The 12,538-nt window shown below is 43.4% G+C and carries 16 protein-coding genes; 12 read left to right on the top strand and 4 right to left on the bottom strand.

Going from position 1 to position 12,538, the window contains the following annotated elements:
• Positions 1 to 19: 19 nt before the first annotated feature.
• A complete protein-coding gene (locus ABXT59_RS02675; protein ID WP_443637523.1) occupies positions 20 to 187 on the bottom strand; it encodes a DUF2986 domain-containing protein in 168 nt (55 codons plus the stop codon).
• A gap of 312 nt (positions 188 to 499) precedes the next feature.
• Between ABXT59_RS02675 and ABXT59_RS02670 the strand changes: the two genes are divergently transcribed.
• Entirely contained in the window at positions 500 to 1,519 is a 1,020-nt protein-coding gene (locus ABXT59_RS02670) for an SDR family oxidoreductase (RefSeq protein WP_443637522.1), read from the top strand.
• A gap of 217 nt (positions 1,520 to 1,736) precedes the next feature.
• On the opposite strand, the gene ABXT59_RS02665 is transcribed toward ABXT59_RS02670, so the two are convergent.
• Genes ABXT59_RS02665 through ABXT59_RS02655 form a run of 3 tightly spaced genes read right to left on the bottom strand, consistent with a single transcriptional unit; the run spans position 1,737 to position 3,174 of the window.
• Complete coding sequence (locus tag ABXT59_RS02665; RefSeq protein ID WP_443637521.1) at positions 1,737 to 2,099, bottom strand: sirohydrochlorin chelatase; 363 nt, start codon at positions 2,097 to 2,099, stop codon at positions 1,737 to 1,739.
• A 36-nt stretch (positions 2,100 to 2,135) separates the two neighbouring features.
• The gene (locus ABXT59_RS02660; protein WP_443637520.1) at positions 2,136 to 3,065 is read right to left on the bottom strand and encodes a TIGR01777 family oxidoreductase; all 930 of its coding nucleotides are present in this window, start codon (positions 3,063 to 3,065) and stop codon (positions 2,136 to 2,138) included.
• 13 nt (positions 3,066 to 3,078) lie between these two features.
• Positions 3,079 to 3,174 (bottom strand): DUF2986 domain-containing protein, encoded by a 96-nt coding sequence (locus tag ABXT59_RS02655; RefSeq protein ID WP_443638535.1) that lies wholly within the window; start codon positions 3,172 to 3,174, stop codon positions 3,079 to 3,081.
• 444 nt (positions 3,175 to 3,618) lie between these two features.
• Between ABXT59_RS02655 and ABXT59_RS02650 the strand changes: the two genes are divergently transcribed.
• From ABXT59_RS02650 to ABXT59_RS02600, 11 genes are all read left to right on the top strand, one after another.
• The gene (locus ABXT59_RS02650) at positions 3,619 to 4,641 is read left to right on the top strand and encodes an NAD(P)/FAD-dependent oxidoreductase (RefSeq protein ID WP_443637519.1); all 1,023 of its coding nucleotides are present in this window, start codon (positions 3,619 to 3,621) and stop codon (positions 4,639 to 4,641) included.
• A gap of 10 nt (positions 4,642 to 4,651) precedes the next feature.
• Positions 4,652 to 4,801, top strand: coding sequence for a hypothetical protein (locus tag ABXT59_RS02645; RefSeq protein ID WP_443637518.1), 150 nt, complete (start codon positions 4,652 to 4,654; stop codon positions 4,799 to 4,801).
• Between the two features lie 69 nt (positions 4,802 to 4,870).
• On the top strand, positions 4,871 to 5,293 hold the full coding sequence (locus ABXT59_RS02640) for a nuclear transport factor 2 family protein (protein ID WP_443637516.1): 423 nt from the start codon (positions 4,871 to 4,873) through the stop codon (positions 5,291 to 5,293).
• Complete coding sequence (locus tag ABXT59_RS02635) at positions 5,290 to 6,024, top strand: SDR family NAD(P)-dependent oxidoreductase (RefSeq protein WP_443637515.1); 735 nt, start codon at positions 5,290 to 5,292, stop codon at positions 6,022 to 6,024. Before ABXT59_RS02640 ends, ABXT59_RS02635 begins: the two co-directional genes overlap by 4 nt.
• On the top strand, positions 6,021 to 7,385 hold the full coding sequence (locus tag ABXT59_RS02630) for an NAD(P)/FAD-dependent oxidoreductase (RefSeq protein WP_443637513.1): 1,365 nt from the start codon (positions 6,021 to 6,023) through the stop codon (positions 7,383 to 7,385). The genes ABXT59_RS02635 and ABXT59_RS02630 overlap by 4 nt, the downstream gene beginning before the upstream one ends.
• Positions 7,378 to 8,241, top strand: coding sequence for a DUF1365 domain-containing protein (locus ABXT59_RS02625; RefSeq protein WP_443637512.1), 864 nt, complete (start codon positions 7,378 to 7,380; stop codon positions 8,239 to 8,241). Before ABXT59_RS02630 ends, ABXT59_RS02625 begins: the two co-directional genes overlap by 8 nt.
• Entirely contained in the window at positions 8,238 to 9,461 is a 1,224-nt protein-coding gene (locus ABXT59_RS02620) for a class I SAM-dependent methyltransferase (RefSeq protein WP_443637511.1), read from the top strand. Before ABXT59_RS02625 ends, ABXT59_RS02620 begins: the two co-directional genes overlap by 4 nt.
• Positions 9,462 to 9,471: 10 nt before the next feature.
• The gene (locus ABXT59_RS02615) at positions 9,472 to 9,963 is read left to right on the top strand and encodes a DUF2878 domain-containing protein (RefSeq protein ID WP_443637510.1); all 492 of its coding nucleotides are present in this window, start codon (positions 9,472 to 9,474) and stop codon (positions 9,961 to 9,963) included.
• On the top strand, positions 9,956 to 10,522 hold the full coding sequence (locus ABXT59_RS02610) for a chalcone isomerase family protein (RefSeq protein WP_443637509.1): 567 nt from the start codon (positions 9,956 to 9,958) through the stop codon (positions 10,520 to 10,522). Before ABXT59_RS02615 ends, ABXT59_RS02610 begins: the two co-directional genes overlap by 8 nt.
• Complete coding sequence (locus tag ABXT59_RS02605; protein ID WP_443637507.1) at positions 10,519 to 11,073, top strand: DUF3833 domain-containing protein; 555 nt, start codon at positions 10,519 to 10,521, stop codon at positions 11,071 to 11,073. The genes ABXT59_RS02610 and ABXT59_RS02605 overlap by 4 nt, the downstream gene beginning before the upstream one ends.
• 7 nt (positions 11,074 to 11,080) lie before the next feature.
• Complete coding sequence (locus ABXT59_RS02600) at positions 11,081 to 12,517, top strand: cryptochrome/photolyase family protein (RefSeq protein ID WP_443637505.1); 1,437 nt, start codon at positions 11,081 to 11,083, stop codon at positions 12,515 to 12,517.
• The last annotated feature ends 21 nt before the right edge of the window (positions 12,518 to 12,538 follow it).

Here is a 12,538-nt window from a genome sequence, read left to right as displayed (position 1 = left end):
ATTGGGTCCTAGTAAAAGGTTAAGTCTGTGTCTCAGCTGTTACTGGGTCATTTTCTATCGCAGTAGTGTCTAGTCTGGCTCGCTGCACTTTACTAATGTATTTGGGCTTAGTTTGGGTGCTCAACTTAGCATTGGCCTTTTTCACACGCGCCTTTAAAATTTGGATGCCTTTTTTGCGACGATTCATGGTTCGGTACCTTAAGTAAACACATGCATAATAGCAGCTTCGATCGGCTAACCAAACTAGGATCACAAATAATCACTCGCTAGCCATCCAAGGTCTTTTCGTCAGCAAACAACTCATGTCCACTTTGACCCCTTGGGAAAAAGGCTCGCCTTTTTTTAATTGGTTTAATTTGATTAAGCGGGCCTAGGAGGGATTGTGATCTTTTTATTAAAATTCGTACCTAATGGTATTATAAATTGACAAGTTATCAGATACTTCGCTATCATTAAAAGATACTAAATAGTATTAAATTAAAAAATTTGAGAAATAATTATGAAGAACACTATACTTTTGACGGGCATTTCAGGCTATATCGGGCTGCATTGTGCTAAGGAGCTATTAGACGCAGGCTACAGTGTTCGTGGCTCCATCCGCAATCTTACCAAAGGCCAAGAGGTTCGTGATACGCTTGCAGCAGCATCGGTAGATACACAGAATCTGACGCTTGTCGAACTTGACCTCACATCAGATCGTGGTTGGGACGAAGCTGCAGCAGACTGCGAATTTGTGATGCATGTGGCTTCTCCATTTGTTTTAGCAAACCCCAAAGAACCCAAAGACTTGATCAGTCCTGCCATTGATGGCACCCTCCGGGCCTTGCGGGCCGCAAAGAAGGCCGGTGTGCAACGCCTTGTAATAACCAGCTCAATCTTTTCGATGATGGGCAGCATGAAAACAGGCACATTTAGCCCAAGCGACTGGACTGATGTCGATGCGCCAGATATCAACACCTACACCAAAAGTAAAACTCTTGCAGAAAAGGCAGCTTGGGATTTCATCAACGAGCAGTCAGACGATGCGCCAATGGAACTCACGGTCATAGCCCCAGGTGGCGTGTTTGGCCCACCATTGGGGCGCAATATCACAGGCCAATCCATGTCGATGCTGGTGCAAATGCTCAGTGGCAAAATGCCAATGGTGCCAAACACAGCATTCCCCATGGTGGATGTGCGCGACGTGGCGAAACTGCATGTGCAAGCCTTAGCTCTCCCCAAGACAGCGGGTAAACGGATCATCGCGGCAAGCTCAGAACCTCACGGATTCCAAAGTGCCGCACAGTTCCTCAAGGATGAAGGCTACAAAGGGCCAAGCACCCGCATTGCGCCTAATTTCTTACTCCGCTTGCTGGCTAACTTTGATCGCGAAGTGAAAGGCATGTTGGGCATTTTAGGGATGCATCTAGGTTCTGATAATTCACAAACGCGAGACCTGTTTAATTGGACACCAATCACCTTCAAACAATCTGTGCTTGAGACAGCGGCTGCCGTTAAAGCCATTCAAGACCATAAATAACGCCGTGTCCCGCAATCACATAAACCCTCTTTCTGAGAGGATAATTGCAGCCGTCCACTGAACAAAACAATGGCCCTAGGAGGTCACTATAATCCCCTAGGGCCATATCTATTTCTGGTTCAGATAAATCAACAAACTATTAATCAGCAACCCGTGCCGATCAACTTTTGAACCCAGAATTGGCAAAGGCATAAGTGCCCCAGCTTGGAACCTACTTTTAACTCTCAAAAGCTCCAGCGATGGCACCCACCATGCTATCTAGGGCCCCGATGTGAGGTAAAAGTGTTATTTTTTTATCAGGCCATTGAGCTAATACCTTGCTAATCGCTGCAGGTATATCTCTGACAACGTGGTTGCCAGCCGATAAGAAATAAGGCAACACAATCACTTCTGTGACGTGATTATTAAATAGCTCGACCAGCGCGTTCTCTATTGAAGGAGAAGCAAACTCCAAAAAAGCGACGTCAACTTGATTGTTAGCCACTCCCAACATCGCTGAGACCTTCATGCCTAGATGTTTTAATTCTTCATTTGAAGATTCTCTTCGACTTCCATGGGCGGCGATTAATAAGTGTTTCATGTGTGTTGGTCCATTGGTATCAATGTGTATTGAGATTTAAACAGAAGGAGATTTAAGTAGGTTTTCTAAAGCTAATTTCAAACGATGAAATTTAAACTCAAACCCACTTTGCATTAACTTTTGGGGAACGATGTTTTGGCTATCAAGCAACAAACAAGCGGACTCTCCAAGCAACAGCTGCAATATTTTTTTCGGCAACGGAAAAACAGCAAGCCTATTGAGGGCTTTGGCTAATGTTTGAGTGAACACGCTGTTTGTTTGTGCCTCTGGGGCAACCAAATTGACCGCGCCTGAAATGCTGCTCTTTAACAACGCAAATTGCATGGCGTTGATGTGGTCTTGATAATGGATCCATGACATAAACTGTTTGCCACCACCAATAGGACCACCTAAACCGCATTTAAAGGGCAACAACATTTTACCAAGGGCACCTCCATGAGCCGCTAAGACAATGCCAGTTCTAAGCAACACAACCCGAGTGTAGGGTGCAGCGCCCAGAGCAATCTGTTCCCAGTTTCGGCATAATTGGCTAGCGAAATCAGTGCCTTCAACTGCAGAGTCCTCCGTAACAGGTTGATCTCCACAATCACCATAAACACCGATAGCAGAGCCACTCAGAAACACCACTGGAGGTGTTTGACTATTGGTAAACAAGTCCACTAGTTGCTGTGTTAATGACCACCGGCTTTGGCAAATAATGTGTTTTTGTTTTGGGCTCCAGCGCTTGTCAATAATGGGTTCGCCTGCAAGATTGATCACTGCGTCAAACCCATCTAGGTTTTTTAAAGGTTCTAACGTATCAATAAAGTCAACTTTAACAGGCATAGCAGCGTTATTATTGAACACCGCCAATTTAGCAGATTGGGATGATATCGAGCGGGTCAGAACAGTAAATTGATGCTCTTGGAATTGCTTAATAAAGGCTTCTCCGATTAAACCAGTGCCACCTGTCATCAATATTTTCATAGTTTATTCCAATTTATATAAGGCAATTATTTGACGTTTTTCTAATGTATTTGGGCTTAGTTTGGGTGCTCAACTTAGCATTGGCCTCATTCACACGGGCCTTTAAAATTTAGATGTCTTTTTTGCGACGGTTCATTTAACGATACCTTAAGTAAAGACATGCATAATAACAGCTTCGATCGGGTAACCAAACTAGGATCACAAATAATCACTCGCTAGCCATCCAAGGTCTACTCGTCAGCAAACAACCCGTGACCCCTTCCATCCCTTGGGAGAGGAGCTAAACACCTTGTTTAATTTAATTAGGCAGGCCTAAAAGTGGTCAGAATCTTTTTATTGAAATTGGTACTAAATGGTATTAAATTAGGTTTTAGCATTTGAAGACTAGATATAGACTCAGGTTTCCACCTTTTTGACATCATGGTTACACTGATCACTATTGTTTATTTTCAAACTTTTACTTTTCCACGGGCCCAACCTAAAAAAGAATCCTGTACAATAAAATAGAAGTACGAGGATTATTTTTTTGTGTAGTATATGAGTACCAAACCCCATGAATCCACTCACCGCTGAAGTCGCCGTCATTGGTGCCGGCACTGCAGGCTGCTTTGCGGCTAACTTGCTTGACGAAGCAGGTATTGAGTGCCTTCTTATCGAAAAAAGCAGGGGTATTGGCGGCCGCTGCAGCCGCCGCCGGATTGCTAGGGAAGATGGCAATCACTTTGGTATCGATTTAGGGGCTCCCGAATTCTCTTTGCGCAAGGCTTCGCACCCACTGCTGAAAGAAAAAATTGAGGCCTGGGTCAAACAGGGCTATTTATCCACTTGGACCAAACGAGCCAGCCATTTTGATGGCCACAAAAGGGACATTAAAATACGAGCATCCCACTGTGGCAGCCCAGCCATGAGCTCATGGCATAATAAAGTTGCTGGGCACATTAATATCCTGACCCAGAGCAAAGTCAAAAAAATTGAGCGCTCGAGTAACCAGTGGTCGCTTTATGATGAACAGCACCAGCTACTTGCGGTCACTAGACAACTCATCATCACCTCTCCTCCAGAGCAGGCCATTGATCTACTTAACACCGTTGACGACTTTAGTTACAGCGAGAAATTACCCATTGAAAGCCTGCCCCAATACGTCTGTGCAATCGGTTTTCAAAGGTCTTTAAATTTGCAGGCGGATGCCTATGAAAGTGGCCATGGTGTGTTATTTAGGGCCGTTCGTGAAAACAGCAAACCCGATAGAAATTGTCCAAACCCCCTGCAAGAAATATGGGTATTGCATAGCACGCATGAGTGGGCGCATGAACAACACCATGCAGATAGTCAGATCGCTGCAGTTAAATTGACCCAATCCTTCTGCCAACATTTTGATGTCAAAATGGAGCCCCAGGCATTGACATCTCATTACTGGCGCATGGCACGACATAAACCTGTCACACAAGCACACCAGCCTTTCATCTGGGATAAAACACTCAAAGTGGGCTGTTGTGGGGATTGGTTAGCGAGTGGGGGCACTATCGGCGCGCTTAATAGCGCACTTGCATTACATCAGACTATAATGAGCGGGTGAGAAGGACACGATGAGTAGTCAACAGTTTACAGCTGCTGACAAGGCATCCATTGATGCTTATCCGTTTTTTATGCAGGTTGGTATCAGTGCCTGTTTAACTGAAGATATTGCTTGCTTTAATAACAACTTAGCACAGCCACAATCATGCATTCACTTTTAAGGTAGAGTTTTAAGGTATAGTTTTAAGCTTGTTATGTTTGAAAAAGTTAACCATTAGGGCCACTATATTATGCACACAATAGTTGAGAATTTTTGCCTCTACTACAAAGAGTTTAATCAGGACAGCATTGCTGGACTTGACAGCATTTATGATCAAAATGCAGTGTTCGAAGATCCGATTGGGAAAGTCGAAGGGCTTAATGACCTTAAACATCATTTTAGAAAAATGATGTCGAACGTGTCCTATTGTCGTTTTAAAATAACTGATGTGGTGGCTAACGATGGTCAAGCTTTTATTACTTGGACCATGAGCTTTGCTCACCCAAAATTAAATGGCCATAAAGAGATTACGGTGACTGGTGTGAGTGAAATTAAGTTTGATGAGCGCATCACGTACCATAGAGATTACTTTGATGTAGGCAGTATGTTTTATGAACAAGTACCCATATTGAAAACAATCATTCAAGCGCTGAAAAAAAGGCTAGTCGCGTGAAACGCATTTTAATCACAGGCGCAAGCTCTGGTATTGGAATGCATCTTGCCCTAAGTTACTTAGCCGCAGGTTGGCATGTCATTGCTTGTGGGCGCTCATTAAGTAAGTTACAAGATGCACTTTTATCAACACACTCAGAACTGACACTATGCACTTTTGATATTAACCAACGCACAGAGGTGATTAACCAGCTCAAGCAAGTCAAGTCTCTTGATCTGGCAATACTCAATGCAGGCACATGCGAGTACATGGATACTGTAGTGCCTTTTGACAGTGCTTTGTTTAAGCGCGTTATAGACACCAATGTTGCAGGCACAGGTTATTGCTTGGAAGGCGTGTTAGACAACATCAAACAAGGTGGTCAACTCGCCATTGTGAGTTCATCTGTAACCTTGCTGCCACTGACTCGTTCAGAAGCCTATGGTGCGTCTAAGGCCGCACTTGATTATTTAACCCGTACTTTGGCCATTGACTTAGGTCCCAAAGGCATTGCTGTGTCACTCATCCGACCAGGGTTTGTGGATACGGCTCTCACCCAAAAGAACACATTTTCAATGCCGGGTATAATCTCTGGCGATCAAGCCTGCAGGTATATTATGCGAGGGCTTGAAAAACGTAAGTTGGAGATTAATTTTCCCAAAGTATTCTTGTTGATAATGAAATTATTATCCTTGCTGCCTAATACCCTTTGGCGCCGTCTAGCCATTAAAATGATCAGGACTGCCGAATGACGCCTTCCCAACCCCAGCCCCAGCCCCACCAAAAACGCATTGCGATTATTGGTAGTGGCATTTCGGGGCAGACTTGTGGTTACCTGCTAAGCAAACAACACCACACTACCCTATTTGAAGCCAATGACTGTTTAGGGGGTCACACAGCAACGATTGACCTTGCTATAGAGGGAAAAACCTTAGCTGTAGATACTGGTTTTATTGTTTTTAATGATCGCACCTACCCCAACTTCATTAAAATGATGACTCAAATCGGAGTGGCCAGCAAGCCCACTGAAATGAGCTTTAGCGTGCATAATAAAGCCACAGGCCTTGAATACAATGGACATAATTTAAATACACTGTTTGCACAAAGGCGAAATTTGCTCAACCCTCGGTTTTATTACTTTATTTTTGAGATTCTGCGCTTTAACCGATTGTCTAAAAAAGCTAACGAATCCAGCCTAGATAACCATGGAAGCCTGGGAGAATTTCTTGATAAGCACGGTTTTAGTGATTATTTTGCGACCCACTATGTGCTGGCTATGACAGCTGCCATCTGGTCAGCTTCTATCGATAGTTGTAAAGATTTTCCATTGCAGTTTTTCCTAAACTTTTTGAGTAATCATGGTTTGCTTGATATTGCTAACCGCCCCCAGTGGTATGTGATTGAAGGTGGCTCACGCAGCTACATACCAGGCCTTACACAATCTATTCAAGACATTCGGCTAAACGCCGTTGTAACATCAGTCACGCGCTTTAAAGACTGTGTTGAAATTACCAGTAAGGGCCAGACTGAAACGTTTGATGAGGTTATTTTTGCTTGTCACTCAGACCAAGCCTTAGCTCTATTAAGCGATCCAAGTGAGTCTGAGACACAAGTACTTGGTGCCATTAATTACCGCGCTAATGATGTGGTACTGCACACGGATAAAACCATACTACCTCAACACAAAAGAGCCTATGCAAGCTGGAATTACTGCATTGACCCAAAGGTAGATACGTTACCCACACTCACCTACAACATGAATATTTTACAGGGCCTTCAAACTAAGCAGGACCTGTGCGTCACCCTGAACCAAACATCACTTATTGCTCCACAACATATTCTGCGCCGCTTTACTTATTCTCACCCTGTTTTCACTCTTGAGTCTATTGCGGCACAGAAATTAAGGTCTAGTATTTGTGGCAATCGTTTGACCCATTTTTGCGGTGCCTATTGGTATAACGGTTTTCATGAAGATGGCGTACGCAGTGCCTTGGATGTTTGCCATCGATTTGGAATTTCCCTTGATAGTGTCGATTCCACTGAGCCCCTAGCGAAGAGTGAGACAAGTGAGATTCAAGAAGACGCTTTAACGCAGGGCCCTGCGCATGCCTAATGCCCACGCAAATAGTGCATCAGTGATTGATGTGAGCATGGATACGGCCATTAAGAGTGCCTTTTACATTGGCCAGGTATTTCATAAACGCGTGTTCCCCAAAGAGCACCAATTCACCTATCCACTGTATATGAATTTTATCGACCTTGACGAAGTTGAACTACTACAACATAAATTTTGGTGGTTTTCTGCAAAGCGATGGGCCCCTTTGCAGCTCAAGGCTAATGATTACTTTAGCCATGAACAACTTCCAACCACAGCATCAAAAGCCAATACTGGACAGTTTTTAAAAACGCGTGCGATAGCCATCGCTGATTCTTTGGGAGCAAACGTTAGCGCTATCAATCGCGTATGTATGTTGGCTCAATTACGCTGCTTTGGTATTTATTTTAGCCCTGTTAACTTTTTCTTTTTGTATGAAAACGAAACCGCCAAATACCTTGTGGCCGAAGTTAGCAATACACCTTGGAATAAGAGCCACTGTTACTTGATTGATTTAATATCACCCGTCGCTACAGAAAAAGCATTCCATGTATCACCCTTTATGGATTTAGACATGGAGTACCGATGGCAAGTTAAAGAACCCACAACGCGCACAGAAATTATTATCGAAAGCTGGCGCGAGCATCACCTATTTACGGCATCGTTTTGCGCAACCCGCTACAACATTGACGCTAAAAAAATTACAGCAGTATTCTTTCGCTGGCCAATTGTATCCCTTAGCATTGTAAGGGCTATTTACTGGCAAGCTTTAAGGTTGTCTTTGAAAGGTATCCGTTATGTGCCTTACCAAACAAAAAAAACCGAATCACCTACCTTGTCGACTAGCAAGCCCAATACGAAGAGTAAAACATGAGCATGTCCAACATTAAAGATATTGAGCAAATGGGGAAGTCCTCGTTGAGTAAAAAAGTAGTATTTTCATTACTCAAGAAATTAACTGATGGCCATATTAGGTTGATTGAAAATGGGCAAGAAATCTCGTTTGGTAACCGTGATGCAAACATTAAAGCCACTGTTACTGTGCACGACCAAAAAGCCTACTCACGTATTTTATGGGGCGGCAGTATTGGTGCAGGTGAAGCCTACGTCGAGGGCATGTGGAGTAGTGATAATTTAGTTGACGTGATCCGTCTATTTTCTAGGAATTTAGCAACCCTAGAAAAGCACGAGCAGCGCTTTGGATTCTTATTAAACATTGTCAACATGTTCAAGCATCGCTCGAACCGCAATAGTAAGACAGGCAGTCGAACCAACATTGCCGCACATTACGACTTAAGTAATGAGATGTATGAGATGTTTTTAGATAAGGCCATGCAATATTCATCTGGCATTTTTCCACATGAGACCACAACCCTTGAGGAGGCTCAACAGCTCAAGCTTAAAACTATTTGTGAGGCCTTAAACCTGACCGAAGACGACCACCTGCTTGAAATAGGCACTGGGTGGGGTGGGTTAGCCTGTTATGCAGCTGAAAACTATGGCTGCCAAGTCACCACAACAACCATATCAGACGCCCAGTTTGACCTCGCCCAAAAACGTATCAATGACGCTGATTTGGATCAAAAAATAATCTTATTAAAGAAGGATTATCGCGATTTAACAGGTGAATACTCTAAAATTGTTTCCATTGAAATGATTGAAGCTGTAGGGCATAAGTTTATGCCAACCTATTTTGAAATGTTAGATAAGTTATTAAAACCAGGTGGACAGTCGTTTATTCAAGCCATCACCATGAACGACCAACGCTATGACAGCTATGTGAACAATGTTGACTTCATTCAGCGTAATATATTTCCGGGTGGCCACTTGCCTTCGGTCAGCGTAATTTGTGACTTAGTAAAGAACAACACCAACATGTATATGAAACAACTTTCAGATTACCGTATTGACTATGCAAGAACACTCAGCGCTTGGCGAGCGACTTTTTTAGCCAATCGTGAAGCCATTCAATCGTTGGGCTTTAGTGATGACTTCATCCGTTTGTGGGACTATTATTTCTGCTATTGTGAAGGTGGCTTCCGAGAGTCAGCCATTGGTTTGGCGCATATCCAACTGATAAAAAACGAGTACTAGGGCTAACGTAATGACAAAATGGTTGTGGTTTCAACTGATTAGCTTTCAAGTGATGTGGCTATCCCTAATTTTAGGTGGTAACACTTGGCTGCCTGTCACCCTAGCTATTTTAGCTATGCATTTTGTTTTTACACCGAGCCGCTTTGAAGATAGTAAAGTTCTTATACTGGCCTTAGGTGGATTTATTATCGACTTATCAATGATGCAATTGGGCTTCTTCAGCTTTTCTGCATGGCCAGTTTGGCTACTATTTTTATGGGCCGCTTTTATTCTGAACTTAGGCCATAGCATGCGTTTCTTGCGCAAGTTCAAGTGGATTTACCTGATCAGTTTCAGCGCTCTAGGTGGTGTCTATGCGTATTGGGCCAGTTGGAAGTTGGGCGCTGTTGTTTTCCCCCAAGGGTCTTTGGTTACTCTGACTATAGTGGCCATCCTTTGGGGTATCTGGTTACCTATGTGTGTCAAACTGGACATTTTAATGAGGCAAAAATCCCATGGATAAACTCAAACAATCAACACTCCTATGGGCAGTTCTTGGCCTTCTGCTGCTCCCTAGTCAGTATGCGTTGAGTACACAAACAGTAAGTAGCCAAACATTTAATGCCAATACCTCCTTTGAAACGACCCCTCTACCTAACTTTAAACTAGTGGGCTCAGCTAATATGAAATGGCTGTGGTTTGAAATTTATGAAGCCAAAGTACTCACTCCTTCAGGTGCCTATGTTGCTAATCAACAGCCCCTCGCCCTTGAACTGCTCTATAAGCGCAGTATTAGCGCTGAGCAACTCATCGAATCAACGATTGATGAGTGGCTGCGTCAAAAAATAGATTACCAAGCTGAATGGGTCAGCATATTAACTGACATTTGGCCTAATATTGAACCCCAAGACCAACTCATATTGTACGTGGATGAGTCGAGTGTTAGTCATTTTTTCTACAACAAAAGGTTTATTGGTTCCTTAAATGATACCGCATTTGCATCAGCTTTCAGTGCCATATGGCTCTCTGAAAACACGCTAAAACCAAAACTTCGCAATCAATTAATAGGACTAAACCCATGATCAATTTTAAACTTTTAATGCGTTATTTTTCGCGTTCACTTGTCGCTGTTTGTTTAGGATTCCTACTAATTGGGTGCAGTGCCAAGATTTCTGATTACCAATCCACTACGCCCGAATTTGACATGAAAACATTTTTTGATGGCAAACTTGAAGCCTATGGCATGGTTCAAAATAGAGATGGCAAAGTGATCCGACGTTTTCGTGCTGATTTAATTGGTTCATGGGAGGGTAACAAGGGTGTGCTGGAGGAAGACTTTTTTTATGACGATGGTGAGACTCAGAGAAGAGTCTGGAATTTGGTAGAGCACGCTGACAATCGTTACACCGGTGTAGCCTCTGATTCTGTCGGTGAAGCCTCGGGCCAAAGCCAAGGCTTTGCCTTTAATTGGCAATATACTTTAGCCATAGAAGTTGATGACACGGTATGGGATATCCACTTAAATGACTGGATTTATCAACTGGATGAGTCTCGTTTGATTAATCAAACTGAAATGACTAAATGGGGTTTTAAGGTTGGTCAAATCACCCTTGTCATTGAAAAAATAAAGTAAGGTGTCTATGAATCATCCAGTTTCAATTATCTGGTTTCGACAAGACCTAAGATTAAACCACAACCCCGCGCTCACGGCGGCGTGCAAGGCCAAGCGAGTGTTGCCCATCTACATTTTAGACGATAACACCGCAGGCGCTTATAAGATGGGAAGAGCAAGTCGGTGGTGGTTGCATCATTCGTTAGCCGCATTGAATACATCCTTAGACCATGCGCTCAATGTGTATAGTGGTGACGCTGCGACTATTATTGCTGATTTATGCCAACGTTTTGAAGTGCAGAGTGTTTTTTGGAACCGCTGTTATGAGCCCTACCATATTGAGCAAAGCAAACTCATCAAAGAGCAATTATTATCCCAAGGCATAGACGCTAAAAGTATTAATGGCTCATTACTGAATGAGCCTTGGTCGGTGTTAAAAAAGGATGAGACTCCTTATAAAGTATTCACCCCTTATGACCGTGAGGCAAGTAAAGTAGAGCGTCATGTCACCCTGTTACCAGCACCTGAGTTGCCCAAACCGTTGCTAGTTGATGCCCAAGCCACTAGCTTAGACACCTTGTCACTTTTACCTAAAACTAACTGGGGCGTTAATTTCAGTCAACATTGGGTGCCTGGTGAAGAGGGCGCACTGGCAGTGCTCAATACATTTTTACATCATGGTATCAATGATTACAAAGAGGGCCGTGACCGGCCTGCATTAAAGGCCATATCAAGGTTATCCCCATATCTGCACTTTGGTGACATCGCGCCCCAACAAATCGTTAGTACATTATTAACCATTCCTAATGATCTCAACAGTGAACACTTCAAAAGGGAAATACGTTGGCGCGAGTTCTCTTATTACCTCCTATTTCACTTTGCAGGTTTACCGCATCAAAACTTTAAATCGACCTTTGATCGTTTTCCATGGGAAAATAACCCAGACTCACTCAAGTGCTGGCAAAAGGGACTTACTGGATATCCTTTGGTTGACGCAGGTATGCGCGAACTTTGGCAAACAGGTTATATGCACAATCGCGTGCGCATGGTAACAGCCTCCTTTTTGATCAAAAACCTACTCGTAGACTGGCGTTTAGGTGCCAGTTGGTTTTGGGATTGTCTAGTGGATGCAGATTTAGCCAGTAACAGTGCCAGTTGGCAATGGGTGGCAGGATGTGGTACTGATGCTTCTCCTTATTTCAGGGTATTCAACCCCGTCATTCAGGGCGAAAAGTTTGACCCTCAAGGGGAATACACTAAGCGTTACCTACCAGAGCTAAGAGACCTACCCGATAAATATTTATATAAGCCTTGGGAAGCTCCTCAAGATGTATTGGAAAAAGCCAATATTATTTTAGGTGATACCTACCCGCACCCGATTGTGCACGTGAAAGAATCTCGACTAAAAGCCCTTGAGGCCTATGCTGAAACTAAAAAGGTAGAGACAGATCCAGTTGATTATTAACGACCCAAATTAACCCATAAC

The organism is Candidatus Njordibacter sp. Uisw_058 (assembly GCF_047730065.1).
GTDB lineage: Bacteria > Pseudomonadota > Gammaproteobacteria > Pseudomonadales > Balneatricaceae > Njordibacter.
This window is presented reverse-complemented; position numbering and strand designations above follow the sequence as displayed.